Source organism: Anaerolinea thermolimosa, assembly GCF_001050195.2.
In the GTDB taxonomy this organism is placed as follows: domain Bacteria; phylum Chloroflexota; class Anaerolineae; order Anaerolineales; family Anaerolineaceae; genus Anaerolinea; species Anaerolinea thermolimosa.
The window spans coordinates 1330916-1357604 of record NZ_DF967965.1 but is presented as its reverse complement, the minus strand read 5'-3'; the positions used below and the strand labels follow the sequence as shown (position 1 = coordinate 1357604).

At 49.0% G+C, this 26689-nt stretch carries 24 protein-coding genes and 1 pseudogene; 18 read left to right on the top strand and 7 right to left on the bottom strand.

The features are described 5' to 3' along the window. Positions 1 to 145: 145 nt before the first annotated feature. From ATHL_RS06135 to ATHL_RS06105, 7 genes are all read right to left on the bottom strand, one after another. Complete coding sequence (locus tag ATHL_RS06135) at positions 146 to 1648, bottom strand: alpha-N-arabinofuranosidase (protein WP_062190882.1); 1503 nt, start codon at positions 1646 to 1648, stop codon at positions 146 to 148. A 108-nt stretch (positions 1649 to 1756) separates the two neighbouring features. Next, the gene (locus ATHL_RS06130; protein ID WP_062190878.1) at positions 1757 to 3313 is read right to left on the bottom strand and encodes an alpha-N-arabinofuranosidase; all 1557 of its coding nucleotides are present in this window, start codon (positions 3311 to 3313) and stop codon (positions 1757 to 1759) included. A gap of 104 nt (positions 3314 to 3417) precedes the next feature. Then, complete coding sequence (locus ATHL_RS06125) at positions 3418 to 4452, bottom strand: ABC transporter ATP-binding protein (protein WP_062190874.1); 1035 nt, start codon at positions 4450 to 4452, stop codon at positions 3418 to 3420. Next, entirely contained in the window at positions 4449 to 5441 is a 993-nt protein-coding gene (locus ATHL_RS06120) for an ABC transporter ATP-binding protein (protein ID WP_062190871.1), read from the bottom strand. The genes ATHL_RS06125 and ATHL_RS06120 overlap by 4 nt, the downstream gene beginning before the upstream one ends. A gap of 2 nt (positions 5442 to 5443) precedes the next feature. Then, positions 5444 to 6301, bottom strand: coding sequence for an ABC transporter permease (locus ATHL_RS06115; RefSeq protein WP_114679516.1), 858 nt, complete (start codon positions 6299 to 6301; stop codon positions 5444 to 5446). Between the two features lie 17 nt (positions 6302 to 6318). Further along, a complete protein-coding gene (locus ATHL_RS06110) occupies positions 6319 to 7329 on the bottom strand; it encodes an ABC transporter permease (RefSeq protein WP_062190865.1) in 1011 nt (336 codons plus the stop codon). 271 nt (positions 7330 to 7600) lie between these two features. Beyond that, complete coding sequence (locus ATHL_RS06105; RefSeq protein ID WP_062190862.1) at positions 7601 to 9583, bottom strand: ABC transporter substrate-binding protein; 1983 nt, start codon at positions 9581 to 9583, stop codon at positions 7601 to 7603. A 595-nt stretch (positions 9584 to 10178) separates the two neighbouring features. Here ATHL_RS06105 and ATHL_RS06100 point away from each other — a divergent pair. From ATHL_RS06100 to nusB, 18 genes and pseudogenes are all read left to right on the top strand, one after another. Then, complete coding sequence (locus tag ATHL_RS06100) at positions 10179 to 11183, top strand: LacI family DNA-binding transcriptional regulator (protein ID WP_162787615.1); 1005 nt, start codon at positions 10179 to 10181, stop codon at positions 11181 to 11183. Positions 11184 to 11220: 37 nt separating this feature from the next. Further along, a complete protein-coding gene (gene pgl / locus ATHL_RS06095) occupies positions 11221 to 11952 on the top strand; it encodes a 6-phosphogluconolactonase (RefSeq protein WP_062190975.1) in 732 nt (243 codons plus the stop codon). A 431-nt stretch (positions 11953 to 12383) separates the two neighbouring features. Continuing rightward, positions 12384 to 13256, top strand: coding sequence for a hypothetical protein (locus ATHL_RS18830; RefSeq protein WP_162787614.1), 873 nt, complete (start codon positions 12384 to 12386; stop codon positions 13254 to 13256). A gap of 608 nt (positions 13257 to 13864) precedes the next feature. Then, positions 13865 to 14194: a hypothetical protein gene (locus ATHL_RS06090; RefSeq protein ID WP_062190855.1), complete on the top strand. Its 330-nt coding sequence runs from the start codon at positions 13865 to 13867 to the stop codon at positions 14192 to 14194. Continuing rightward, positions 14176 to 15111, top strand: a pseudogene (locus ATHL_RS06085) (YlbE family protein); the annotation flags it as partial. The gene ATHL_RS06090 and the pseudogene ATHL_RS06085, both read left to right, overlap by 19 nt. Before the next feature lie 2 nt (positions 15112 to 15113). After that, a complete protein-coding gene (gene arcC / locus ATHL_RS06080; protein ID WP_062190849.1) occupies positions 15114 to 16067 on the top strand; it encodes a carbamate kinase in 954 nt (317 codons plus the stop codon). Positions 16068 to 16310: 243 nt separating this feature from the next. Beyond that, positions 16311 to 17504 (top strand): MFS transporter, encoded by a 1194-nt coding sequence (locus ATHL_RS06075; protein WP_084001217.1) that lies wholly within the window; start codon positions 16311 to 16313, stop codon positions 17502 to 17504. 29 nt (positions 17505 to 17533) lie between these two features. Next, entirely contained in the window at positions 17534 to 18331 is a 798-nt protein-coding gene (locus ATHL_RS06070) for an SAM hydrolase/SAM-dependent halogenase family protein (RefSeq protein WP_062190843.1), read from the top strand. Further along, complete coding sequence (locus tag ATHL_RS06065; RefSeq protein WP_084001215.1) at positions 18328 to 19116, top strand: SAM hydrolase/SAM-dependent halogenase family protein; 789 nt, start codon at positions 18328 to 18330, stop codon at positions 19114 to 19116. The genes ATHL_RS06070 and ATHL_RS06065 overlap by 4 nt, the downstream gene beginning before the upstream one ends. 22 nt (positions 19117 to 19138) lie before the next feature. Continuing rightward, positions 19139 to 20749, top strand: coding sequence for an ABC transporter ATP-binding protein (locus ATHL_RS06060; RefSeq protein WP_236822339.1), 1611 nt, complete (start codon positions 19139 to 19141; stop codon positions 20747 to 20749). Between the two features lie 29 nt (positions 20750 to 20778). Further along, positions 20779 to 21324 carry an ECF transporter S component gene (locus tag ATHL_RS06055; protein WP_062190834.1) on the top strand — a complete coding sequence of 182 codons (546 nt, stop codon included), beginning with the start codon at positions 20779 to 20781 and terminating at the stop codon, positions 21322 to 21324. Positions 21325 to 21391: 67 nt separating this feature from the next. Further along, a complete protein-coding gene (locus ATHL_RS06050) occupies positions 21392 to 22249 on the top strand; it encodes an energy-coupling factor transporter transmembrane component T family protein (RefSeq protein WP_062190831.1) in 858 nt (285 codons plus the stop codon). A 23-nt stretch (positions 22250 to 22272) separates the two neighbouring features. Further along, the gene (locus ATHL_RS06045; protein WP_062190828.1) at positions 22273 to 22800 is read left to right on the top strand and encodes a hypothetical protein; all 528 of its coding nucleotides are present in this window, start codon (positions 22273 to 22275) and stop codon (positions 22798 to 22800) included. A 271-nt stretch (positions 22801 to 23071) separates the two neighbouring features. Then, complete coding sequence (locus ATHL_RS06040) at positions 23072 to 23752, top strand: NBR1-Ig-like domain-containing protein (RefSeq protein WP_062190825.1); 681 nt, start codon at positions 23072 to 23074, stop codon at positions 23750 to 23752. Between the two features lie 91 nt (positions 23753 to 23843). Beyond that, positions 23844 to 24518, top strand: a complete 675-nt coding sequence (locus ATHL_RS06035) for an LON peptidase substrate-binding domain-containing protein (RefSeq protein WP_062190822.1) — start codon at positions 23844 to 23846, stop codon at positions 24516 to 24518. Between the two features lie 25 nt (positions 24519 to 24543). Further along, complete coding sequence (gene larAH5, locus ATHL_RS06030) at positions 24544 to 25848, top strand: nickel-dependent malate racemase, LarAH5 family (RefSeq protein ID WP_062190819.1); 1305 nt, start codon at positions 24544 to 24546, stop codon at positions 25846 to 25848. 30 nt (positions 25849 to 25878) lie between these two features. After that, the gene (locus ATHL_RS06025) at positions 25879 to 26232 is read left to right on the top strand and encodes an Asp23/Gls24 family envelope stress response protein (protein WP_062190816.1); all 354 of its coding nucleotides are present in this window, start codon (positions 25879 to 25881) and stop codon (positions 26230 to 26232) included. 3 nt (positions 26233 to 26235) lie between these two features. After that, positions 26236 to 26673 carry a transcription antitermination factor NusB gene (nusB, locus tag ATHL_RS06020; RefSeq protein ID WP_062190813.1) on the top strand — a complete coding sequence of 146 codons (438 nt, stop codon included), beginning with the start codon at positions 26236 to 26238 and terminating at the stop codon, positions 26671 to 26673. The last annotated feature ends 16 nt before the right edge of the window (positions 26674 to 26689 follow it).

Here is a 26689-nt window from a genome sequence, read left to right as displayed (position 1 = left end):
GATAGGGTTTCTCAAGGCCCCGTAACCGTCATAGTTCCACACACCCATGCCTGCCTTTTCCAGAACGTCTAGGCAGGGATGGCTCACCCTATCCGCAGTCCGAGAATTGGCTATGCGATTCATCTGCGTTCCAACTTCCAGAAACCTATTGTATGCTCAAGGTGAAAGCCACAAAAGACAGCGGTGGAAGAGAAACGAGCGCTTTTCCATCAACCACTTTACCTGCCCCAAAGGAACGGCTGATGACGCGATAAGGCTCCTCGTAGGTATTTCTATCCTGTGGCGACGATCCAGTCACCACTTCGGCTGAGAGAATTGACTCGAATTTACTGCCCCCGGGGTTAATCTCTACTACCGCATCCTCGTTCAAAGAGCGATTGATCATAAAAACATGCATGATCCCATCACCGAGGATCGCGCTCACGTCAATATATTTAACTTCTCCATACGAAGGACTCTCATATGCCGGTCCGTTCACCACCGGGTGAAGAGCTACTTCTCCACCCTCTCGCCGATTTGAAAACATAGCCAATGGATAGTAAATGCTTTGCAGAAGTATCTGATCTCCCCGGGTATGAATAGGTGCAATGACATTAACCATCTGGGCAATGTTGGCAATTTTTACTGCATCAGCGTGACGGATAAAACTATTTAGAAAGCCAGCAACCACCAGCGCATCCTCAAGGTTGTAGAATTCTTCAAGTAATGGTGGAGCCACCTGCCCCTTTCCTCTGGAATCCTCAACCCCCGTCGTTCGATACCAGACATTCCACTCATCAAAACACAGATAATGTCGTTTCTTACTGCGTGTTTTTGCCTGTACGAACCGGCAGACAGCGTCCAGGTCTTCAATCCGCCGGTCGATGGTGTTGGTAACAGCAAGATAATCAGCTGTATCTCCGCGCGGGTTACCCACATAGCGATGCAGGCTAATATATTCTACCTGCGGTCCCAGATATTCCAGCACAATGCGATCCCACTCCATATATGTTGGCCCGCTCATGGTAGACGAACCACAGGCCACCAGTTCAATGGTCGGGTCGATATCCTTCATCATTTTCGCCGTTTGCGAAGCGAGAAGAGCATACTGTTCTGCAGGTAGATGCCCCAGTTGCCAGGGGCCATCCATTTCGTTCCCAAGGCACCAAAGCCTGACCCCGTAAGGATCAATAGAGCCATTCGCGACCCGCAAATCAGCATAGCGCGTTCCTGCCGGACTATTGCAATATTCAACCCAGTTACAGGCTTCTTCTGGTGTACCTGTGCCCAGATTAACCGTGATCATTGGAAGCCAGCCCATCCTTCGAGCCAGCCCGAGGAATTCATCGGTGCCAAACTGGTTGGGTTCAATACATTGCCAGGCCAGTTCACGCGCCCTTGGGCGCTTATCTTTTGGCCCAATGCCATCCATCCAGTGATAGCCCGAGGCAAAATTACCGCCGGGATAACGTACTGTCGTAAGGTGTAAATTGTGCAGGGCAGCCAGAACATCCTTGCGAAACCCATGCTCATCTGCGAGGCTCGACTGAGGATCAAATATCCCCCCATATATAGCCCGACCCAGATGTTCTAAAAAACCCCCGAAGATTCGGGGGTCAACCGGAGCGATAATATAACCAGGGTCTAGGAGGACACAGGTTTTTTCCATCGTAGTATTACCTCCATACCATGAGGGCCGGCCCGGCAATAACCGGCCCTCCTCGACTAGCCACTTTACCTCATGATCCAGAAAACGTCACTTCATCTCCTCAATCACTCAAAAACCTGAAAGCACCACGGTGATGGTAACCACTGAAGCCGGTGGTAGGACAACATGCAGCTGCTGGTTTTTTACATCCACCGTCATGGGCTGAGGGACCACCTGGTGTGGTGCATCAAAAGTGTTGTGAGCATGAATTTCACCACTTAACACCCTGGCCTGTGCGCGCTCTGCTCTGGCATCTCCAAGGAGGTTCACTACAATCTCGGCCTCTTCATGGACATGACTATTGGTGAGACTGATGAAAAGTACATTCTCCCGTATAGAGGCACTTCCCGACACAGCGGGGATATTCCCTTCCATTTTCTCGCCTTTTTGCAGGGCGCTCTGCCACGAGGTTTGCAGAATCTTCGTTTTCTGGAAGTGAATCTCGGGCGTCTCAACCCGCAGACGTAGCGACTGTGCCCCCTGATGAGGAGCATACATTTCATACACATACCCGGTAGGAGTGACTAGCATATTCTCCCCTTCGGTGAGGATCACTGCCTGAAGCACATTGACCATCTGAGCAATATTGGCCATCACTACCTTATCGGCATGGCGATTGAAGATATCCAGTGTATTAGCCGCAACAATCGCATCGCGTATGGTGTTTTGCTGATAAAGGAAAGCCGGGTTGGTTCCTTCTTCCACAGGATGCCACGTTCCCCACTCATCAATAATGAGACCAATCTTTCGTGTAGGATCCCAGGCATCCATTGCCGCCCGTTGTTGTACCACCAGTTCTTCCATTCGGAGCCCCTTTTCCAGCAGGCGGTACCATTCTTCTTCTGTATACTGGGTAGCCGTGCCAGCTGTACCGCAGTAATAATGAGCAGCGAAGCCATCGATATTGTTGAAAGGCCAATAATCCTTATGGAGTTTTCGGAAGAATCGATCTGTCCATTCCACATCGTTATTAGCCGGGCCACAGGCAATGACATTCAGTTTCTTTCCGAACCCGCGTATAAATGAAGCAAAGCGCCGAAACTCGGTGCAGTAATCTTCTGGCGAGAAATTGCCACCACAACCCCAGTTTTCATTTCCAACACCCCAGTAAGTCACATCAAGCGGTGCCGGGCTTCCATCGGCGGCACGCTGTTGCGCCCAGGTAGAGCCAGATAGGTCAGATACGGGAAAGTTGCAGTATTCAATCCAATCCCGCAGTTCGCGAGGTGTGCCGGAGCCTACATTACCACAGAAATATGGCTCTGCACCAATCAGACGGCAAAATTGTACAAATTCTATCGTACCCACCTGGTTGGTTTCAATCACCTCTCCCCAGTGGATATTAATCCGGCGCGGGCGTTGACTTCGTGGCCCAATACCATCCTGCCAGTGGTAGTCATCAGCAAAACACCCGCCAGGCCAACGGATCACAGGGACTTTCATCCGCCGCAACGTTTCAATAACATCCTTGCGAAATCCATGAATGTTCGGAATCGGCGATTCCTCTCCCACCCAGATGCCATCATAGATACAGCGGCCAAGGTGTTCTGCAAAGTGACCATAAATATTGGGATTGATTGTGGCAATGGTGTCGGTTGGGTTTATTGTGATGCGTGTTGTAGACATGGAAAATCCTCACTGAGTATTTCGTTGGGAGAAGGTTGATATTGCGGCCAACCAGCCAGGGTAATGGCGGAGCATCTCAGCCTGTCTCCATGGTTTAGAATAAGTTACTTCCTGGCCTCTTCCATCTCAGGATGTCCGGCAGCTTCCCGAGCTTGTTCTGTATACAGGTAACACTTCACCGTTCTTGGGCCCACTGATATATTGGGTGGGTCAGCCTGGCGACAAACATCCATCACATGGGGACAACGACCGGCGAATTTACACCCGACCTGGTTATACTCATTGACTTCCGTAACCCCAAGAGAAATGTGCTTTACCCATGCATCTTTTTCTTCTGGCTCAGGCTCAGGTACCGATTCTTTCAATAACTGTGAATAGGGATGCATCGGGCGCTCAAGAACCTCCTCCACTGGCCCCGCTTCGACAATATTTCCACGGAGCATAATGGCAATCCGGTCACTAATGTAGTAAGCCGTAGCCAGATCATGAGTAATATAAATAACACTCACTTTCTCTTCATCGCGTAAAGTACGGAAAAGATTGACAATTTCCATCCGTAATGATGCATCTACCATGGAAACGGGCTCATCCGCCAGAATGACTCGCGGCCTGGGTATGAGTGCCCGAGCGATGGAAATCCGTTGAATTTGTCCCCCCGAAAGCTCATGCGGATAACGTTTACTCACCTCTGCCAGCGACAATCCAACTTGTTGCAGGGCATGATCCACAACCATCGCCGCCTCTTTTACATTGTTTGCCACCCCAAAATTGATGGCTGTGTCAAACAGATAAGCTTCTACTCTTCGAAGGGGATTAAAGGTTTCAAATGGATTCTGGAATACCGGTTGCACCTTTTTTATAAAAGACTTCAATTCAGCCCGGCTGCGGAACTCCGATAAATCCCGGCCTTCAAAGAACACTTTTCCTGAAGTAGGATGGAGATCACCAAGAAGCAAGCGGGAAAGGGTCGTCTTGCCGCTTCCACTTTCCCCCGCAATGGTAAAAATCTCTGCCTTTTCTCGTGAGAGGGTGAAAGAAACGTCATTGACGGCCACCAGTTTTACACCCCCAAGCAATCCGCCAATCTGAAAAACAACCGAAACATTTTGAACATCGAACAGGTTTCCATCCACACTCATAGCGCACCTCCTTTTACCAGATGACAGGCTACCCGATGCCGGGACTCTACATCAACCATTTCTGGAATTTCAGTCCGGCACACTTCCATGGCTAAAGGACAGCGAGGATGGAACCTGCAGCCACTTGGCGGGTTAGCGAGGTTGGGAGGGCTTCCACGCAGACTGGTTTTAGTGGTTCGGACACCGATCATAGGAAGCGAACTGATCAGATGTTTGGTGTAGGGATGCAAAGGCGACTTGAAAATCGTTTTGGTAGGAGCCTCTTCAACAATCCGACCTGCATACATAATCATCACCCGATCAGCCACGTTCGCATGAACAGCCATATCGTGAGTAACAAGCAAAACTGTATTCTTGCTTTCGGCCTGAATCTCCTTTAGCATTTGCAATACACCACGTTGGACCACCACATCGAGCGCAGTAGTTGGCTCATCAGCAATAATCAGTCGCGGCTGGAACATGGTTGCAAGAGCAATTGCTACCCGCTGCCTCATTCCACCAGAGAGTTGATGCGGATAGGCATTGAGCACGTCAGTTGGGAGACCAAGGCGATTAATATGCGCTTCAACCTGCTCTCGAAATACCTTCTTATCTTGTATTCCTCGATGCGATTCAACAATATCTTCAAAGGTCTTAATAATTTTCCGAACCGGGTTGAGAACGCTCATCGAACCCTGCATGACGTAGGATATTTCTTTCCAGCGAATGTTCCGCCGCATTTCTTCAGGCGAGATGGTCAGCATATCCACTTTCTGCAGACCATTGTCATACTCTACACTCCCCGAATAGGCTTTTAACGGAGGTTTGACATTTCCAGAAATTACCTTAATGAGCGTGCTCTTACCACAACTGGATTCACCGGCCACCCCGTATATCTCGTCTGGGTGTAGATCAAAAGAAACCCCATCCACGGCGTGTACGGTTCGAGAAATCCCGTAAGCTTCAGTCCGATAATAGGCTCGGAGATCACGTACACTGAGAATGGCCACAGTTAACCTCCAATTAAACGTAGACGTGTCCGTGGGTCAATATACTCGTTGATGCTTGAGAACAACAAGTAAAGTCCAAGGAAGAGGATAATAGCGATCAGTGTTGGTGCCGCAATCCACCACCACACCCCTGCCACCAGTGCTCCATGCTGATTGGCCCAGAAGAGTGCCGTACCAATTGTCGGGGTGCTGACATCCGAGAGGCCAAGCACACTCAGAGTAACTTCCATTCCAATCGACCACAACATGTTATTAATAGTAGTGGCAAAGACTATGGGCAACACAAAGGGAAGATGTTCGTGAATCGTAATCCAGAAGGGGTGAGTACCAGAGTAAACCGCTGTCCGTGTAAAAGCCCGTTCCTTGAGACTCAGCACCTGAGAACGAATTAATCGGGCGTCCCAGGGCCAGCCGAATACCCCCAAAATTAATCCCAGAGTGAAGAAATTCATCTTGCCGCGTAGCAGAAAGCCGAGCAGGATTAGGATTGGCAGCAAAGGCATGACGACAAAACTGTCGTTAATGGCCATGAGGACTTTGTCCAGCCACCCGCCTTCATATCCGGCTATTAACCCGACAATGATCGCAATGACGCGGGACAGAGCTGCTGTGACCATACCCAGTAGAAATGAATTTCGCACTGCAAACGTCATCCACCAGAAAATATCCTGTCCTCGTGAACTGGTCCCAAACGGATGCTCAAGAGAAGGCGGGGTATCCATAGCAACTACGAAAGTCTTGTTGGGATTGTATGGAGACACCAGCGAGAGGAGCATCATGATAAGAATGGTGGACAAAAATATAAACGCAAGACGAAATCGGCTATCGTATTTTAGAAGGTCACGGATAATTCGTAGAATGGTCATGGCTAACCTCCCTATTGATAACGAACCCGCGGATCAAATAAGGGGTAAATCAGATCCATCAGAAATACCGAGGTGGCAACCCCGATAATGGAATAAATCGCAATACCCATGATAAGCGAATAGTCATTACGGAAAATCGCCTGAAGGGTCAACATCCCCATGCCAGGATATTGAAAAACCACTTCCATAATCAATGCCCCACTGAACACCGTCCCAAGCGAAAGACCCAGGCCGGTGATTTGCGGGAGCATAGCATTCCGCATCACGTATTGCGTGAGAATTTTACGCTCCTTAATACCTGTGGTCTCTGCATAAACCACATAATCCTCAGAAATAATGTTTGAGGTAAGTGATTTCATCCCGATAAACCACCCGCCAAATCCTACCAGGATCAAAGTGAGTGCCGGGAGTGCCGAATGCTTCAAGTAAATTAAAACGAAGCTGGGAGTTAAACTGGGCCGGGTGCCAACCGGATATGCCCCACTGAAAGGAAAAATGGGGATCAGGTAAGCAAAAACCACAAGAAGTACCAGAGCCACCACATAATAAGGGATAGGGCGAACAGCCTGGCTCATCAGGTCGATAGCATAGATGAGCTTACTTTTTGGATAATAACTGGCCAGGGCACCAAGAACATTACCGATAATCCACGATAAAATCACCGCGGTAAGCATGAGGCCCAGAGTCCATGGCAGAGCCTGGCCGATCAGCCGTGTTACAGGGGTTGGGAATGTGGATAGAGAAGGCCCAAGATCCCCGCGTAACAGTCGCCCCCAGAAAGCAATATACTGCTCCAACGGGCTACCTGATAGGCCATACATCTCCGTGAGCGCCTGTCGCATATGTTCAATAGCCTCCGGGTCTACAGCAGAACCACTTGAAAGGATCATACTCACCTGCGCTTCAACCGGGTCCGTCGGTGAGAGTCGGGGGATGATAAAAGTTACCGTGATTCCTATAAAAATAACCGTTAAATATTGTGCTATTCGGGGAAGAAGATAATGTAACAGGAATTTTCGCATTTTGCGACCTCCTAGAAAAATAAACCCCCACAATATTCATGGGTTAAGAAGCCATTTGTGGGGGAGAAAATTCAAGGGATTGTTTGTTTTAAGTCGATCATTCCTCAACGAGGTCCAATGGTTTTTGTGAAATTTACTCCTCATCTCAGGATTAGAACTACCAGCAACATAACTTTCCGGAGATGAATAGTCAATAGCCTTTAAGGTTTTTGGCCCTCCCCTCCCATGAAATGAGAAGGGAGGGCCCGTCCATGGTCAAACCAAAATCGCGCTACGCCTTTGGCTTGATCTTAATGAACATGTACTTGGTATTCGCCCAGTTAGGTACTGGATCGGTATACGGATCTTCCGCAGTAGGATACCCGGTGAAATACGTGGTATCGCAGACCGTAAATACATTATACGCCATCAGCGGAGTTATTGGCATCTCCTGAGCGGCAAGTTTAATAAACTCCTGCCCAAGCTCGATTCCCTTGGGATCATCGAAATCGAGTTTCTGGATGCTCTCAATGATCCGGTCTAATTCCGGGTTCTTCCAGCGCATGCTATTGCTTCCAGAAGCGCGCGTTCCACTTGGCTGATAGAACTTGGAATGCCATGAAGAGAGGAAGAAGAACAAATCCGGGTGACCGCCCCAGGTCTCGATGGTCCAGGCCAGGTTAGCGCTGTATTCTCCCAGGCTCATAATATCCCAGGGATTATCGCGGGCATCCAGCATCGTATCAACACCAAACTCCGACCAGCATTCAGCAACCATGCTGGCACAGCGGTTCATGGTTGGGTTGCTCTGATTCATGCTCATCATGGGAACTTTCCAATCAGAACCATCGGGGAGTTTCCACTTACCGTCACTACCCCGTTTCATGCCAGCATCCAGCATGAGCTGTTCAGCGGCTTTCAAATCATATTTCCACCAACCAGCCCCCAGTGACTTGCGAATCTCAGCCGGGTCGGTAGGCACCAGGTCCCCCAGGGTCTTTCGAGCTTCTTCAGCAATGCGGTTGCATGCATCTGGGTCGAATGGTTTGTAATCCTGGCCTCCCACTTTAATGGTAAAGTTCTTCAGCCAGTCCTCCAGGGGTTCGAAATAGTACTTGGGGTACATTCCCGTAGGCGGAACATGGATCGCTGATATGGTTGCTGCCCCCTTGTATGAGGCCATAGCCACCCGCACGATATCAATCGCCAGTGTCAACGCCCAGCGGACCTCTCTCTTATCCAGGCCGGGTTTCTCGTTGTTGTAAATCACCGCGGGGAGGGTTGGATCAGGATGCGCCCAGGGGAAGGATTTGAACCAGCCAATAGAAGACGGGCTCTTTTGTGCTAATGTGATGCGCCCCTCAGGAGTGATGTCGTGAATGACATCCAATTTGTGTTCCATCTGAGCGATCACACGCTTGTCACTCGGGCCAGGGGCAATATACATGGCATATTTCACCTTGGGTTCACCCAGGAGACCCAGAGAAGTCCGTTGCCAGTCATCACGCCGCTGCCAGAGGAACCAGTTGCCATTGGGGTCAAAGTCTTTCAGAGTGTATGCACCAAGAGATACAGGAGGGTTGAACTTGTACGCCAGCGGATCTTCCTGTTTCTCGAAGACATGCTTTGGCATCATAAAGCAGGCTCCCCAGCGCACCGTGAAGAAGGAGTGGAAACGAGAGTTAGGAGCCTTGAGATGGAACACCACAGTGTATTTATCGGGCATTTCCATCGACTCAATATTCCCACGGAACTGGCCCGTGTAACTCCATCCATCATTTTTCATCTGGACATCGACGGTGTAATACAGGTCCTCTGCGGTGAATTCCACGCCGTCACTCCAGTACAATCCCTGGCGGAGTTTGACCGTCATCGTGGTGAAATCTTCGTTGTAGATTGGCTTCTCAGCTGCAACAGCGTTATCCCATACCCCATTGACACCTGCATCTGGATCAATATACCAGAGAGCATCAAGGGCTAGCTGTTGCAGGCCAGTAGAGTAGGTACGTGTACCGGGGCGCCAGCGGTTGAAGTCGTCCGCCGGGGTTGCAGTGCCGGTTGGGTCTTCCAGGATAAGGCATTCTCGTCGTAAAACCCCCGGCTGAATCTCTTCATCTCCAGCACCCGATGGTTGCGCCGCAGCGGGTTGAGTGGCCTCACCCTGAGGGGGCGCCTGCGTGGTTGTGGCCGGTGCGCAAGATGCCAGCGTGGCCCCAGCAACAAACATCGCGGCCTGCTTTAAAAACTCACGTCTCGTCTTTGGATAGTTACTCATTTTTTCCTCCATCAAGGTTCAAAAAGGAAATGTGTAGGGCGGAAAGTTATGACCTGTGTGTTTGTTCGTTCTGGACAAAGCCGGCCGTTCTTTGCTGGACGAGTTACTGGCAAAAACCACCGGAGCCATTGGAACAAGCACCCGTGTCACCTGTGAAAAAGATTGAAAAGCAGTTACCATTAAGTGCCGGGGAGATGGTCGTTGTTAATAAAACATTAATCAAATTATAGCACGAACAAATTGATGATGTCAATAAAAATATCAAACAAAAACCTGAAATAAGTTTAAAAACAATTCCATATTTTTGGGGATTACCGCCCTTCACAGGGCTAAATTTACCCTTGATTCCCGGAAATACCCGGGGTTGACGGCTCCGCTATCCAGATCCCAATACCATTGGTTTGTAACTGCCCTGGAATTGATATTGAAATTTTTAGAACAATCTATTAAAATGTAAACAAAATTTTACATTTTTTATTTTAATGATTTTTGCCCTTCGGTTTTGTTTTGTTGTTTGGTATCATATAATCCATCACTCTCATAAAGAAAGATTGACTTTCTTGTGAATATCAAAGTTGGCCATAAATCCCCCACCATGCGTGATGTTGCCGCTGCGGCGGGCGTTTCCCTTTCGACAGTATCGCTGGTTTTAAATGGAAAATCAGGTGTTGCCCCTGCCCGCCGTGAGCGAGTCCTCAAGGCCATGAAGGACCTCGGCTACATTGCCAGCAGCCGTCAGAACCTGGCCGCGGGAACCAGGGTGCTCGGATTGCTAATGGAATCACTATCCGAAGCATCTCGGAGTGAGGGTTTTTACACACGTATAGTTTCAGGAATTGAAGACACAGCTTATGAGCTGGGGTATCAGGTACTTTTACACGTTTACCGTCCTGATGTTGACCCCTTAAACTCTCTGCGTGAGCTGATGGGCCGAGATATTGATGGGCTGATCGTAGCCAACGACGGAGACGTTACCCCCCAGGTCATCCAGAAAATTACAAATGTCGGTGTGCCCATTGTACTCATAGAAAACTACCAATCCTTCCCTATCCATTCTTTGACCGCCGACAATTTTACTGCCGGACGAATGATGACGGAATATTTGATCGGACTGGGTCATCGGCGGATCGGAGGGATTGGTGGGCCATTAAAATATAGCAGTCTTCGCGATCGAATGCGTGGCCATCGGGTTGCTCTACTCGAGCATGGTATAGACATCGATCCAGCCCTGCAACCGCCACCGGTTTCGGGTAACCCACGGAAAGGCTATGTTCAAATGCAGCAATTACTGGCTCTGCCGGAACCACCCACAGCAGTTTTTGCAGTCAGCGATCGGGCTGCCTTTGGCGCGATGGATGCCATAAAAGATGCTGGCCTGCGAGTTCCAGAGGATATTTCTGTCGTTGGGATTGACGATGTCCGCGATAGCGCTTTCAGCACACCACCCTTGACCACTTTCAGCGTGCCGAAATACGAACTGGGTCGGTCGGCAGTATATATGCTCCATGATCTGATCCATGGGAAAGCCATTCCTCCCTGCCGCATGGTACTTCTGGGCAACCTGGTAGAACGCAGGTCAGCATGTGCTCCTCGGGCCTGACGTTTATCAAAACTGGCACAATGAAAAAGCCAGAGGCATGAAAATCATCATTGCACCCGATGCAAAGGCGCTTGCCAGAACCGCGGCAGAGCTGTTTACAGCCCTGGCACGTACCTCTATTGAGGAACGAGGGCAATTTGTGGTGGCTCTTTCGGGTGGCAGCACCCCTCGTCAGCTTTACATCCGTCTTGCAGACCCGGAGTTTTCTACGCAAATCCCATGGAGAGCTGTTCACCTGTTCTGGGGTGATGAACGGTGTGTACCGCCAGATCACCCGGAAAGCAACTACCGCATGGTGAAGGAATCTTTGCAGGTTTCCATCCCCAGCGCAAATATCCATCGTATCGCCGGGGAACTTTCCCCCCATGAAGCCGCCGCGCTTTACGAGCAGGAATTACGCACTTTCTTTGGCAATACACCCCTTTTTGACTTGGTCCTCCTCGGCCTTGGCGAGGACGGTCACACCGCCTCACTGTTCCCTTCCTCTCCAGCGCTCCATGAACAATTCCGCTGGGTAGTGGCTGTCTCTCACAACGTGCCACCGCCACCACTTGTACCGCGCGTCACCCTCACTCTACCCGTCATCAACCGTGCACGCGAGGTTCTATTCCTTGTCTCCGGCGTTGCGAAGGCCGAGCGGGTTGCACAAATCCTTGGCCATGCCTCCTCATCCACCGAATTACCTGCCGGGGCTGTAAATCCGTCTGATGGGAACCTTACCTGGCTGCTGGATGCGCCAGCCGCCGCTCTGTTGAAAAACAATTCCTGAAAGCTCCCCCTTTTTCCTCTTTCAAACCACCACAGTCAGCGTTTATCCACTATCATGGCAAACCTGCTCCACAGGCTACAAGTTAACCCTTTGTATAGAATCCCCTTGCCTTTGCTACGAAATCGCCTCTCCGCATTACTTCTCGCCACGCATCCTGGGGGGTCATCTGACTTCTCCTCTTTTTTGATGTACATCCAAAGGGCTTACGATATCACTGATCACCTTTTTGGATTTCTGCCACTTTTACATAAGATACCTAGCCAAGGTGGAAGCCAACGGGATCATACCACGTTGGTTTGCTGGACTCTTTTTGAGGTACTTTTTGTTGACCCTGTCATTAGGCAATATCACGGCATCGAAGAAATACTCGATACTAGGTTTACTAATCCAAGAGAATAAGCAGAAATTCACTGATTAGCCAGATAACCTCAATGAATTCATCCCCATACCTAAAAACAACTAATAAATTTTTTCCTCGTATTTTGTTAATTCTATCAGGGTGCCTATTAGCTATTCTTCTGGTTGTTCTGGGCTCTCTCTATTTGCCTGATGGGATTGATTGGCATTATACATATCGCCCGGCAGCACTTGCATTTTTATCTGGAAAATCACCGTACAGCGTAGATATATTTTTTAGCGCCCCATGGAGTCTTCTTCCTCTCATTCCCTTGGCGGTGTTACCAGAAAATATAGGTCGAGCCATCTTATTTTTACTTGGGCTAGGATTATTCACTTTTACCGCTCGCCGATTGGGTGCGACACCTTTATCCTGTGTTGCTTTTCTGCTTTCTCCTCCTGTATTGCATTGTTTATTAAATTCGAATATTGAATGGATGCCCTTGTTAGGCTTTGTCCTTCCACCCCAGATTGGATTATTCTTTCTCTCTATCAAGCCGCAGATCGGAATTGGTGTGGGCATATTTTGGCTAGTAGAAGCATGGCGAAACGGTGGTTTCAAAGAAGTTGTACGCGTCTTTTGGCCGATATCTCTCGCTCTCCTGGTCTCATGGATTGTATTTGGTTTTTGGCCACTACGTTTTTTTGATACCCTATCGCTTACACGTACCTATAATGCAAGTTTATGGCCTATAAGTATTCCGGTTGGCTTAACATTACTCGCCAGTTCAGTCCGCAAGCGAAACATACGGTATGCCATGGCTGCATCACCCTGTCTTTCACCCTATGTATTATTACATGCGTGGGTAGGAGCATTGGCTGCCATCATTTCCCTACCCATTGAGACGATAGTTGCCGTGTTCGGCCTTTGGATCTTGGTCCTTCTTCGCGCCATCGGCGGCAGCTGAAATTCTCTATTTCAGGAAATCAGAAACCCAGCCTTCTTTTCTATTCGTCAAAGCGAAAAAAGTAGAAAGCGATTTTCACAATAAGCGGTGGGTTTGGTTGGTAACAGAGAGCAGACACCTTTCTAGAATGAGTTTGGAAAAACAAGTCATAGAAAAGGAAACCTGCTCATTATCATTGTGACGCTTCATTTTCCTGAAGTCAAAGCTGCAGCCGAAAAACGAGCGAGTCAATTATATAATGAGTGTTCGATCTTACAGCAGTGGGGGAATGTCAATAAGCCGGTGTTCGATCCACAGGTGATATGGGTTGTGATATACCGCTACTGGTGCACACAATATCGAAGAAATTTTCGAGACTATCCATAGGGGATCAGAGCGAACAGATGCGCTTTTTATGTACCTCAATCTGGAAAATCGGAGCCAGTCTGTGATAAACCACTGGGATTCTGGGGGTCCGGCAAACACCTGTGTGTCACATGACGGTTTGACGTGATATGCAATGGGCTGCCTTGCAACATTCAAAGAAGAACAAAGTGCATATGGTGGGTCTGGATGGGTTTTATACCAAAGTGAAAGGGAAAGACAATGGCTGATGGTCATACTTGGACATGGGAAATGGTCAGCCGGTCGAACTAACCGAAGTGCAGGAAGCCAACCCGGAGAGCTTGCTGGAATGGCTTCAGCCCTTAGTGACCCAATGCGGCGTAGAGGTCATCGTCACGGACGATCTGGTCAGTTATCCAGTCGTAGCTCATGAGCCAGAGATCAAACAACAAGCTTGCCGATTCCACGCACTGCGACGTATGATGTTGAGGCTCAAAGAATGCGAAACGGCGTTAGGTGAAGCCTGGCAGGTCACTATGGATGAAGTCCGCCGGATCATCCGCAACTTGCCCGATAACATCCCCCATTTGCTCTATTGCCAGTCTGGGTGGTAAAAAATATCGCTGGAGAAAACACCGCCTTTAGCAACCTGAACGAAGGGCTGGGAAGGGTGCTCCGCTTTGGCGCGTATGACGCTGAAGTGCTCGAACGCCTGCGGTGGATGTCGAGTACGCTCGCTCCAGCCATTCACCGCGCATTACAGGTTCTGGGCGGTCTGGAGCTTAAACCGATCATCGCTCAGGCCTTACACATGGGTGATGAATGCCACAATCGCAACGCCGCCGCCTCATCTCTGCTCTTTAAGCGCCTGGCGGGCCCTCTTCTCCGCAGCGGCAACGACCCCACCATAGCAGCCAGTTTGCTTGAGTTCATGGCCACCAATGACCATTTCTTTCTTAACATATCCATGGCAGCATGTAAGGCTATGCTCGATGCGGCTCATGGGGTGGCTGGTTCCAGCCTGGTGACAGTCATGGCTCGCAACGGTGTCGAATTTGGCATCCGCATGAGTGGCACGGGAGATGCGTGGTTCACTGCTCCAGCACCAGTGGTGGATGGACTGTTTTTCCCTGGTTATACGAAAGAAGATGCCGCTCCCGACCTCGGGGACAGCGCCATCACCGAGACAGCCGGTATTGGTGGTTTTGCCATGGCTGCTGCACCAGCCATTGTGCAGTTTGTCGGTGGAACTCCGCAAGACGCACTGGCCACCACTCGCGAAATGTTCCATATCACCCTGGGAAGTCATCGCAGTTTTACACTACCTCAGCTAAATTTTGGCGGTTCACCCGCCGGCATCGATGCTCGTCGTGTGGTCGACACAGGGATTACCCCGGTGATCAACACGGGTATTGCTCACCGCAAAGCGGGGATCGGCCAGGTAGGAGCCGGTATCACTCGCGCCCCTCTGGCCTGCTTTATCGGAGCTATCCTGTCTCTTGCAAAACAAATTAACGTTATTCCGGAGTAAATATGAATGAACGAAAACGACCTCTCGCCGTAGTAGCTGTGGGTGGTAATGCCTTGATCCGTGAAAAAGGCCGCGAGACCCTGCCTGACCAGTACGCGGCAGCATGCCTGACTATGCCCCACGTGGTCGAATTGGTAGCCAGTGGCTGGGATGTGATTGTTACTCATGGAAATGGCCCTCAGGTTGGGTTCATCCTGCGCCGGTCTGAAATTGCCGCCAGAGAATTGCACGGCATTCCACTGGACTATTGTGTCTCAAATACACAGGGTTCCATCGGATATATGTTTCAGATGGCTCTGGAAAACGAATTTAAGCGGCGGAATATGCCCAACCGCGCGGTCACCGTGGTTACACAAACCCTCGTTGATGCTCAAGACCCGGCCTTCAACTGCCCAAGCAAACCCATTGGCTCATTTATGGACGAAGCTACAGCCTTGCGACACCGCGACGAAGATGGCTGGTCTGTGATTGAAGATGCTGGGCGTGGTTGGCGGCGAGTCGTTCCCTCCCCCCGTCCTATCCGCATCGTCCAACAGGAAGCCATTCTGTCACTGGTTCAGGCGGGTTTTACCGTGGTTGGCGTGGGTGGCGGTGGAATCCCTGTGGTAGAAGATGCGCAGGGGAACCTGGTGGGTGTGGAAGCCGTAATTGACAAAGACCTAGCCTCTTCTCTCCTGGCTCATACCATCCAGGCCGATTTATTTCTCATTTCCACCGAGGTCGAAAAGGTAGCCCTGAACTTCAACCGGCCAGACGTTCGCTGGCTCGACCGCATGACGGTGGCCGAAGCCAGACAGTACCTCGCTGAAGGACAGTTTGGCAAAGGGAGCATGGAACCAAAAATCCAGGCCGTAATCCAGTACCTGGAAAATGGTGGGAAGCGTGCGCTGATCACCAATCCAGAGAATATGTTACGCGCTCTCGCCGGGAAAACCGGTACACAAATTGTACCCTAGCCCACAATCTAACAAGAAAGCCCGGGACGTCGGAGAGGGCATCCGGCGTCCTGTTTTTTTAAACGTTTTGATCGACTCAATTTTTTCTTCATCATCTTCCACGTTTCGTCCAATATACCTACTTGTGTAAAATCATCCGTCCCAGACACTCCCTGTTTACAGGATAATCACTCAAACCCTAACGGCTCTATGACACACTCTCGAACATGATATACTCAAGCCATCCATCCACCGAGGTTATTTATGCAAATATCGGAAAAGATCACATCCGGAATTTCCAGCCTACGGAGCTCAAGGAAATTCACCATAAGCCTCCTGTTTTTTGCAGTGGCTCTTTATTGGTCCAGTCTGTACTTCTACCTACCCACCTTGCCCGTTTATGTGAAGAGTAAAGTAGAAAACCTTGCAGTTGTTGGTGTTATTCTATCCATGTACGGGCTCTGGCAGGCATTAATCAGATTTCCTCTAGGGATTCTATCCGACTGGGTAGGCAAACGAAAACCTTTCATCATTGGTGGCTTTCTCCTCTCCGGATTGGGCGCCTGGGTGATGGCCTCTGCTCAAAACGGATTGGGCCTGGGGGTTGGTCGTGCGATCACGGGACTGGCAGCTGGGACGTGGGTTCCTCTGACAGTATTCTTCAGCGCGTTATTTCCACCCGAAGAAGCCATTCGGGCTACAGCAATGTTAACAGTCGTGAATTCAGTGGGACGATTAACTGCAACTGCGTTAACAGGCTGGTTGAATGAGATCAGTGGCGGTTACCTGCTGGCTTTTTTTGTCGCAATTATATTTGCCCTGGTGGCTGTCCTGGCCATTATCCCGGTTCCTGAAGCTCGCCGCGCCGGTTTCTCCCCCTCGCTCTCTTCAATCTTCTCCCTGGCGAAGCGCCCGGACGTGCTACGCCCCTCATTGCTTGGAGCCCTTGCCCAGTATGTAACCTGGTCTGTGACGTTTAGTTTTACTCCTATCCTGGCAAGCCGATTGGGTGCCAGTGGTTGGGTTCAAAGCGGGCTTACCAGTGGCAGCATCGCTGTTGTCATGATCGGGAACATGGTGGCAACCGCAGTAGCCCGGTTTGGATATCGCCGATTGACCACTGCGAGTTTTACATTCCTTGCTGCAGGCACCATTTTAGCCGCCTTCTCACCTTCTCTGGGCTGGCTCTTTCTCGCTCAATTCATCTCAAGCCTTGGAGCAGGGATTTCTCATCCTCTGCTCATGGGATTATCTATATCCAGGGTAGACGATCAACAGCGTTCCACCGCTATGGGATTACACCAGGCCATTTATGGATTTGGAATGTTCGCCGGACCCTGGATCAGCGGCGCTCTCGCGGATGGGATTGGCATCCAGCCCATGTTTGCCGCGACTGGCATATTATGCCTTATTCTTGGCTTTTTAGGGATTCGCTGGCTATCTTCATCAGGACTTTAAATCTGTCATTGCATTGTATAATGATTCCAATGAGGCACATTACCCTTTTAACCGATTTTGGTTACCTCGATGGCTATCCGGGGATCATGAAAGGGGTGATCTATCGCACCGCCCCCTCTGTTCAGGTCACCGATATCACTCATTCCATCGCACCGCAGAACATTCAAGAAGGAGCTCTGGTCCTGTTTCGCTCCTATCGATATTTCCCGACAAATACCATCCATGTTGCTGTGATTGACCCGGGAGTTGGTACAAACCGGCGTCCGATTGCCTTGAAGCTCGGGGGTTACTATTTCGTCGGACCGGATAACGCCCTTTTTTCCCCCGTGATCCGCGAAGCCAGAAAATCAAACGACCCTGTACAAATCATCCACCTTAACCGCCCACAATTCTGGCTGCCGCAACCCAGCTACGTTTTCCATGGACGAGATATTTTTGCACCGGTCGCTGCTCACCTGGCATCCGGTGTTCCGCTAGAAGAACTGGGTGATCCAATCGACGACCCTGTGTTGATTGAATTGGACGAACCTGTTCGTACTCCAAAAGGCTGGATAGGCAAGGTTATTGCTATAGACCATTTTGGTAATCTGAGTACTAATATCATGGACACTCACCTGGCTGAGATGGAACAAATTACCATAAACGTGGCCGGGCACACGATTAACGGGCTTGTTAAAACTTTTGGAGAGCGCCCTCCAGGAGAGCTAATTGCCCTAATCGGGACCGATCACGATCTATCTATCTCGGTCGTTAACGGTAATGCAAGTTCTTTACTCGGTGTCAAAGTCGGCGACACAATCACTGTTGAGGGAAAATCAACAAAATGAGCCTCGTCACATTAACGACCGATTTTGGCCACAGCGATTATGCCTGTGGCATCCTCCACGGGGTGATATGGTCTATTGCGCCTGAAACCAAAGTGGTTGATTTAACTCATGATGTGCCCCGTCATAATATTTTGGCTGGGGCACTTGTTCTTGACCGTGCTCTCCCCTACTTTCCTGGCGGAACAGTCCATGTCGTGGTAGTTGACCCCGGTGTAGGTACAAATCGACGTCCGCTGGCCGTGAGACTTGGAAATCAATTCTTCGTCGGCCCTGATAACGGACTGGTCTCTGTTGCCGCAAGGCAAGTTGAGAATAGGGGTCATCCTGTTGAGTATTTCCATCTTGACCAACCACAATTCTGGCTCAAAGAGGTCAGCTCCATCTTCCATGGTCGCGATATCTTTGCCCCTGCTGCAGCATACATTGCCCGGGGAATTTCGCCAGACCAGATGGGAACCCGGGTGTACGACCCTGTTCAACTGTCACTTCCCGAACCCGAAAAGACAGAGGATGGCTTCCTTGCTCATATCATTCATGTGGATCATTTCGGGAATTTATCCACAAATTTAGCCGGAGATTTGCTCAGAGAGGAATCAAAAGTCATCATTCTGGCGGGCACAGCCCGCATTGATGGAATTTCAAAAGCTTTTGGAGACAGGCAGCCAGGGGAACTGGTAGCCCTGGTGGATAGCGCAGGGTTTCTTTCAATAGGCGTCGTTAACGGCTCAGCCCAAAAGAGGCTCGGCCTGGGCATTGGGGATCAAATCACTGTGAAATTTTCCTGACAATCGATAAACCACCATGCGGATGGACCAAGAACTTCCTCTGTATATCCAAAACCTGACTTTCCGCTATCATCGGCGAAACACACCCTCCATCACAAACATTAATCTGGAGGTAAAACCAGGTGAGCTTCTCCTCATTGCCGGTACCAGTGGATGTGGAAAGACCACCCTGTTACGTTGCATCAATGGACTTGCTCCCAGAGTATATTCGGGAGACTTAACGGGAGAAATCGCCATTTTCGGTAAATCAGTTCAACAGCTCAGTATGTCTGAGCTTTCACAGCAGGTAGGCACTTTACTTCAGGATCCTGAGCGGCAAATTGTCTCCAGTCATGTATTTAACGAAGTGGCTTTCGGTTTAGAAAACCTGGCAGTTCCACGACAGAGGATCATTTATCGGGTTGAAGAAACCCTGGAATACCTGAAAATATCTCACCTGAGAGATCGTGAAACTTTCAGTTTATCGGGTGGAGAAAAACAAAAAGTAGCCCTGGCTGGCATTCTGGTAATGCAACCAAAAATTTTATTATTGGACGAACCCCTTGCAAGCCTTGATCCTGTCTCTGCCGCTGATGCATTACAAATGTTCCGGAAACTTGCAGACGATGGAATAACCATTATCATGGTAGAACATCGTGTTGAAGATGTGCTGGCAATCCATCCTGATCGTGTGATGTATATGGAGGATGGCCAGGTAATATATTCTGGAGATCCCCAGGGGATGCTCGACACAATCGAAATAAACCGGGTAAAACTTCCCGCTGAGGTTGTGGTGAAGCGGTTGACACCCGGTTCGTTCCCATCAATTTGTCCGCCTGCACCCCCGACAGACCCCAGAGAACTGGTTCGCTTTGATCATGTGAATTTTAGATACAAACCAGAAAGCGACCTGGTTCTGAAGGACGTCAATTTTTCCGTTCGCCAGGGAGATATTATTGCGATTCTGGGACCCAACGGTGCCGGGAAAACTACTCTGGTGAAACATGCCATTGGCCTTCTCAAACCAACCCGAGGTACCGTTTTTCTGGAAGGGAAGCCCACACAACAGCTCTCGGTAGCTCAGGCAGCCGCCACCCTTGGATATGTCTTCCAGAGTCCTTCTCAGATGCTTTTTGCTCCTACCGTGCAGGAAGAACTTGAATTCGGCCCCAAAAACCTGAAGCATCCCCCCGAACAGATTCAACAAAATGTTGATTGGGCATTAAAGAGTGTGAATCTTCTCCATGAAAGAAAGTCTCCGCCGCTGGCACTTTCATTTGGCCAGCAAAAGCGCGTAAGCATTGCTGCCATTCTGGCCATGCGCTCTAGAATCTTGATGATGGATGAACCAACTACTGGCCAGGATTACTGGAATTATCTCTCTTTTATGGATGCAATCATTCAAATGCCGGGGTTTGATGCCATCTTATTTATCACCCATGATCTTGACCTGGCCTTAATTTATTCCAACCGTATTCTCCTCTTTAAAGATGGCCAGATCATGGCCGATGGACGGCCCGAAGAAGTGTTAAGTGACACAGAGTTGCTTCGCAGTACCCATGTGTTACCCACTTCTCTCTTACGGTTGAACCTTGAGCTCCTTCCGCGGACCGGGCGCTTCATGCGGGCGGAAGCTCTGGTTAACTATCTTTGATTCAGTTCTTCAAATTCGGAGGTGTTACGATGAAAAAATCATTGTGGACTTTTGGTACTCGTGAAGTCGTATTTGCAGCCATCGGCGCTGCTCTCTATGGAGTCCTGTCTTATGCAACCAATTTACTCCAGATTCCCGGTGCTGGTAACGTCTCCCTTCGCCCTGCTGTAGCCATTCCAATGTTCTTCGGTGTAGCTTTTGGGCCAATCGTCGGGTTTCTTTCTGGAGCCATTGGGAACATCCTCTCAGACTTGCTTTCAGGATATGGTTTTTGGCCCTGGTGGGATCTTGGAAACGGCCTGATGGCCCTGGTTCCAGGTTTGATTTACCTGAGCATCAAAGATTTTCGCAGCTGGGGAGATCTCTTAAAAGCAGAAGGCATGGTTGTCCTCGGGGTTGCCCTGGGAATGGGAGTTGCTTCTCTCTCGGAAATTTGGGTTTCGGGGATAGATCTGGCAACCGCGATTTCGCTCAATTTCGTCCCTGCATTCATTACCAACGTCATCAATGGATTAATCCTCGTTCCCATCCTCATGGTTGCATATAGTGCCATAGTAGCCCGGTCCGGCCGTTAGCTTCCAGGCCTTACGCTGATCCAGTTTCCACGATTTGCCCTGGAAACTGGATCAGCAGGAGGTTTCCATGCTGGTTAGTTTCAGTTACCGCCCAAGGCATAGCTTCATAGAACGCTTTGATCCACGCGCCCGGTGGATCATGTCTCTTGCGTTGTTATTTTCCATTGTTCTTTTCTGGGACATTCGTATTCTATCTTTTTTCTTTGTCTTATCCATCCTCCAGGTATTCCTGGCACGTTTGACATGGCAGGAAACCCGCCGGGCATGGTTATTTATCCTCGTACTCTCCACGATGATGATTCTGGTTAACACCATTATCACCGGCGGTGGAACCATCGGGGGAGTTATTAGCGGTGGAAAACCCTTACTCCAGTTCCAGCTCAAAATTCCGGTCACAGGGTGGATCATCCATTATGTACTCACCCGAGAACGGGTATGGTTTGCATTAGCCCAGTTTTTACGCATTATTTCCATTGGCTCGTTATTTTTGGTTATTCCATTCACCATGGATCCGCGAAAGTACGGAGTGACTTTTCGCGGGATTGGATTACCCGACAAACTGGCCTTTACCATGGATTTAGCCTTCCGTTTTATACCAACACTCGCCCGGGATTTTCAGATTACTCTGGACGCTCAGCGTGCTCGAGGTTACGAGGTGGAAAAAATAGAAGGTAATCTTTTTACCCGAATCCGCAGAATGGCTCCTTTGTTTGTTCCGGTGACCATGAATGCCATTTTAGCCGGAGAAGATATTACCAATGCCATGGATTTGCGTTGTTTCGGATTAAAAAAGAGAACCTGGGTTGAATCCCTGAAATACCAGGAGATAGATTATCTTATGATTGGGATATCTATACTCATCCTGGTAGGGAGTCTTCTGTTACGGTTTGTTTTTCACACAGGCGATTTCTGGTTCCCCATGTAAGTGTAAGGTCTAGAGAAAAGCTTATGTATCCACAACAAAATCAAAACCACGATTGGAATGCTGAATTGGAGATAAAAGGGCAGCGTTCAGAGCGGTTGATCGCCAACCACATTACCGTGCGACAGGGCATCGTGCAATCCGCCGAAGCGAATACCGCAACTTTACGACAGACCGCGCTGATAAAACTAAACGCAGAAAGTGCCGATGTGAATGGAAGTAAGCTGGGCCTCGTTCAATCCCAGAAAGATGCCCATCTGAGCAACTCCTCTGCCGGTGCAGTGGTAGCTGGAACAGGTGTAGTCATGGATCAGTCTTCCAGCAAAGTAATCGTTGCCGGTTCCGATGTTAACATGGACCAGAGTGCTGCAGCAGTGATGGTTACCCGAAATGCTGTCTTCAAAGATAGCAGTGTGGTTTTCCTGATCGCCCAAAACGTAGAAGGTGAATTGACGCCGCTTTTTGGGTCTAGAGAAGCACTTCTCTTCGGGGCTGCAGCGGGTTTGGTTGGTGGAGTTATTCTCTTACTCGCTCGAAGCATTAAACGGCGATAAGACGAGTTAATTTTTATGTCCCTCCCCCAGATGGAGAATTCTTTCTGGTAAAATGTCCGCCCATTCCTCGCCACAGACGTTGCCACTCTTCCATCGCTTCGCCTGACTATCATGGTTGTTTTCTTATACTACATAGGAGAATTAATCTGCTCATTTAATAGCGGGAAATCACCTGGTGTATTTCTTGCACGTTAGGATATGATTATAAAAACTTCCTATATAATCAGGTAAGGGAACGGATGAAGATTGTAGTCCACATGAGGATCTGGCTATGAAAACATCAGTTTGGGATATACTAACTTTCCTCCTGATCATTGGAATGATTGGGATGGTAATCATCTTCTTGGTGATCTTCATCAACCCCAATATGCCGTTCAACCCTTTTCCGCCAGACGGAGGTGGGATCACCTCTTTGTTCATTCCAACCTTCACTCCCACCCCTCGCCGTTTACCCCCTACCTGGACTCCCACATCCCTCCCCACCGAAGTATTTACTCCCACTCGTCGACCAACATCAACGCCTCTGGCAACTTTTACACCTTTTGTTCTCCCAACATTAACCCCGATTCCCAAAACCATTTATCCCACGAATGAACGTCCACCACTGGCTGGAAAATGCAAAGTCATTAATCAATCACCAGCAGATGGTTCCAGTGTCGCTCCAGGTGCCTCCTTCACCACGTTGTGGACTCTGCAAAACACCAGCGACCGCGATTGGACGAAAGATAATATTGATGTCAGGTTCGGGGGAGGTACGCCAATGCATACCAGCAAGAACCTGATTGATTTTCCAACCAACGTGGTCTCAGGTAGTAATTTCGACCTTACGATATCTATGGTTGCCCCCAAAGACCCCGGTTATTATCTTACCTACTGGACACTCACCGAAGGCTCCCTGGTGCGTTGCACATTTTATGTAGAAATTTTCGTAGATCCCAAGCTTGCGCCTTGAGCCGGGAATCGGGCAATAGCCACAACCAGTCAACTCAATAGAGGTTATATACTTTCCACCAGGATGGATGGGAAAGTATTAGAATATTTTTATGTTAACTTTACCGTTACTTCCAATAAATACCGTATTATTTCCTGGAATGCCCATACACCTGCACATTCACGAAGAAAGATACCGGTTAATGGTGCAAAAAGCAATGGCAGCCGATCATCTCCTGGGCACTTTGTATCAAATAATAGAACCATACCCCATACCTCCCCTCACCCCATCTGAAATTGGTTGCATTGCCCATATTATCCACTTAAAAACACTTCCTGACGGGCAGATTGATCTCATTGCTGTAGGACAGGATCGGTTTCGAATTTCCGAAGTTATGAGCTACCATCCTTTTCCTGTTGGGAAGGTCGAAGTTCTCCCCACGGAATCCCCCCGGACCCTGGAAGTGGTCAGGGGAGCAAGCCTTCTTTATAAAATGGTAAAATCCTACATCCAGTGCATCAGTGAAGCAAGTAACAATAGGGAGACTGAATCCATTCAAAACCATTTACACCAGTTTCAACTCCCAGATGACCCGACTTTGTTGATTTTTATGGCCTGTGAAATACTACAAATTCCTGCTTTTGAAAAACAAAAGCTGCTGGAAATATTACCTGCTCCTCAGTTACTGCGAACAACTCTCCGTATTTATCGAAGAGAACAGGCCCTCCATGCTCATTTCAGTAAGACCTCCTGGGAGGTTGCTCAGGGGTTAACCGAGCTTAATTAACCATTCCCTGCGGTAAAATAAACCCATGGCTCTATATTCATTACCTTTTGGTAAATCATTTCAACAACTCGATATTTCTGAGGATTACCCTCAGAAGTGGATCGCTCCTCCGGCGCTCGAACCAGCCTCCGATCCTTTGGAATTGGTAAAACAGGCATTACAAGCCCCTCTCAGTTTATCTCCCGAAAAAAATAATTTTTGGGCCTCTGTTTTTCAAAATCAAAAAGTAGCCATTGCCATTAATGACAAAACCAGACCAGTCCCCAACCATTTACTGCTTCCTCCATTGCTGGAACAGCTGCGCTCCATAGGTATTCCCCGGCAACAGATTTCGATCTGGGTTGCCACCGGTTCACATTTACCAATGACAACGGAAGAATTTTTTTCCATTCTTCCTTTATCCATTGTAGAGCAGTATCCAGTCTTTTCTCATAATATCGAAGATAAAGAGAATCTGATCTATCTTGGAACAACCAGCCGGGGAACCCCTGTCTGGGTTAATCGGCAGTTCTATCAGGCTGACCTCAAGATAGTGGTTGGCGACATTGAGCCTCATCACTTCGCCGGGTTCTCTGGAGGATATAAAACAGCAGCGATTGGCCTTGCCGGTTGGCCCACCATCAATGCCAACCACGCTCTATTAACCCACCCTGATGCGTGGATCGGCAAATTTGAGAAAAATCCACTGCGACAGGATATCGAAGAAATTGGGTCCAGAATCGGGGTGCATCTGGCAGTCAATGCCATTTTAAACCACGATAAAAAGATCGTAAGGGTTTTTGCCGGTCACCCTGAAGCAATCATTCGTGAAGGGATTACCGCCTCCAGAGCTTTATGGGGGGTCGATTGCCCTGAACTCTTTGATCTGGTAATCGCCTCTGCCGGGGGATATCCTAAGGACATTAACTTTTATCAGGCCCAAAAAGCCATCACCCATGCTTCTATGTTTTGTAAACCTGGCGGCACAATTGTTCTTTTAGCCGAATGTTCTGAAGGAATTGGCAGTACAGCGTATGAGCAGTTTATGGAAGGGAAGCAATCCATCCATGAAATTTACTCTCATTTTCAAACGCTGGGCTTTCAGGTAGGTCCCCATAAGGCATATCAGGTTGCCCGTTTATTGGAAAAATTCAACATCATTCTGGTGTCGAACATCGATGAAAAACGCGTGCAACGTCTTCTCTTACAATCTGCGCCGAATATTCAGATTGCATTCCAAAATGTGCTTAAAAGCTATCCTTTCTCCCCAAAAATTGGGATCTTACCTCATGCCACGACTACTCTCGTGTTTCATCAAAGCACCGATTGCTCCCCTTCTGGCCCAGAATGAGTTAGAATATACCTAAGGAATTACGTGGATATGAATACGAATAAACAACCTCCAGGGAAAACAACCATCGCGCCAGAAGTCTTGCTGTCCATCGCTCGATTGAGCGCACTCAGCGTGCCCGGCGTACATCGTCTGGCAACCCCTCCTGCAGACGTAAACCGGATTTTTTCCCGGAACCCCAATGAAGGAGTGCGAATAACTGTGGACAACGGCGTGGTATACGCTGATATTTACGTCATCATGAAAAAAGATGTGAATGTCCGTGAGGTGGGGCGAGCGATACAGGCTAAGGTCTCCCGTGCCATCTCCGAAATGGTGGGCATGGAAGTAGGTAAAGTTAATATCCACGTTGAAGATATCGAATACAACATACCTGAGAATTGACCCATGAAATTACGCACCAAGGCCCGAAGTGTGGCCTTGCAGGTTCTTTACGAAGTTGATCTAACAGGCCATCCGCCCCTGGAGGCTTTAAACCAGCGGTTGATGGATGAACCATTGGATGATAAGCTTTCAGATTTTTGCCGAAAAATTGTTTTCGGTGTATTACCCATTGCATCAAAACTCGACCATCTGATCGCCCAGCATGCACCTGAATGGCCGCTGGATCAGGTAGCTGTGATTGACCGCAATATTCTCAGGATGGCCCTTTGGGAATTTGCTGTAGAAAAATGCACACCTGTTAAAGTTGCCATTAACGAAGCTGTAGAGCTCGCCAAAATTTTCGGTTCTGATAGCACACCCCGATTCGTCAACGGAGTGCTGGGCAGTCTGGCTGATCATCAGACTGAAATCGAAAACGAGTTTGGAGCCCAACCCACTTAACTCATCCCTACTAAAC

Excerpts from the sequence above, each read along its gene's own strand:
- ATHL_RS06135 (WP_062190882.1), bottom strand. The coding sequence starts at position 1,648 with ATGGAAAAAACCTGTGTCCTCCTAGACCCTGGTTATATTATCGCTCCG.
- ATHL_RS06130 (WP_062190878.1), bottom strand. The coding sequence starts at position 3,313 with ATGTCTACAACACGCATCACAATAAACCCAACCGACACCATTGCCACA.
- ATHL_RS06125 (WP_062190874.1), bottom strand. The coding sequence starts at position 4,452 with ATGAGTGTGGATGGAAACCTGTTCGATGTTCAAAATGTTTCGGTTGTT.
- ATHL_RS06110 (WP_062190865.1), bottom strand. The coding sequence starts at position 7,329 with ATGCGAAAATTCCTGTTACATTATCTTCTTCCCCGAATAGCACAATAT.
- ATHL_RS06105 (WP_062190862.1), bottom strand. The coding sequence starts at position 9,583 with ATGAGTAACTATCCAAAGACGAGACGTGAGTTTTTAAAGCAGGCCGCG.
- ATHL_RS06100 (WP_162787615.1), top strand. The coding sequence starts at position 10,179 with ATGCGTGATGTTGCCGCTGCGGCGGGCGTTTCCCTTTCGACAGTATCG.
- pgl (WP_062190975.1), top strand. The coding sequence starts at position 11,221 with ATGAAAATCATCATTGCACCCGATGCAAAGGCGCTTGCCAGAACCGCG.
- ATHL_RS18830 (WP_162787614.1), top strand. The coding sequence starts at position 12,384 with ATGAATTCATCCCCATACCTAAAAACAACTAATAAATTTTTTCCTCGT.
- ATHL_RS06090 (WP_062190855.1), top strand. The coding sequence starts at position 13,865 with ATGGGAAATGGTCAGCCGGTCGAACTAACCGAAGTGCAGGAAGCCAAC.
- arcC (WP_062190849.1), top strand. The coding sequence starts at position 15,114 with ATGAATGAACGAAAACGACCTCTCGCCGTAGTAGCTGTGGGTGGTAAT.
- ATHL_RS06075 (WP_084001217.1), top strand. The coding sequence starts at position 16,311 with ATGCAAATATCGGAAAAGATCACATCCGGAATTTCCAGCCTACGGAGC.
- ATHL_RS06070 (WP_062190843.1), top strand. The coding sequence starts at position 17,534 with ATGAGGCACATTACCCTTTTAACCGATTTTGGTTACCTCGATGGCTAT.
- ATHL_RS06065 (WP_084001215.1), top strand. The coding sequence starts at position 18,328 with ATGAGCCTCGTCACATTAACGACCGATTTTGGCCACAGCGATTATGCC.
- ATHL_RS06060 (WP_236822339.1), top strand. The coding sequence starts at position 19,139 with ATGGACCAAGAACTTCCTCTGTATATCCAAAACCTGACTTTCCGCTAT.
- ATHL_RS06055 (WP_062190834.1), top strand. The coding sequence starts at position 20,779 with ATGAAAAAATCATTGTGGACTTTTGGTACTCGTGAAGTCGTATTTGCA.
- ATHL_RS06050 (WP_062190831.1), top strand. The coding sequence starts at position 21,392 with ATGCTGGTTAGTTTCAGTTACCGCCCAAGGCATAGCTTCATAGAACGC.
- ATHL_RS06045 (WP_062190828.1), top strand. The coding sequence starts at position 22,273 with ATGTATCCACAACAAAATCAAAACCACGATTGGAATGCTGAATTGGAG.
- ATHL_RS06040 (WP_062190825.1), top strand. The coding sequence starts at position 23,072 with ATGAAAACATCAGTTTGGGATATACTAACTTTCCTCCTGATCATTGGA.
- ATHL_RS06035 (WP_062190822.1), top strand. The coding sequence starts at position 23,844 with ATGTTAACTTTACCGTTACTTCCAATAAATACCGTATTATTTCCTGGA.
- larAH5 (WP_062190819.1), top strand. The coding sequence starts at position 24,544 with ATGGCTCTATATTCATTACCTTTTGGTAAATCATTTCAACAACTCGAT.
- ATHL_RS06025 (WP_062190816.1), top strand. The coding sequence starts at position 25,879 with ATGAATACGAATAAACAACCTCCAGGGAAAACAACCATCGCGCCAGAA.
- nusB (WP_062190813.1), top strand. The coding sequence starts at position 26,236 with ATGAAATTACGCACCAAGGCCCGAAGTGTGGCCTTGCAGGTTCTTTAC.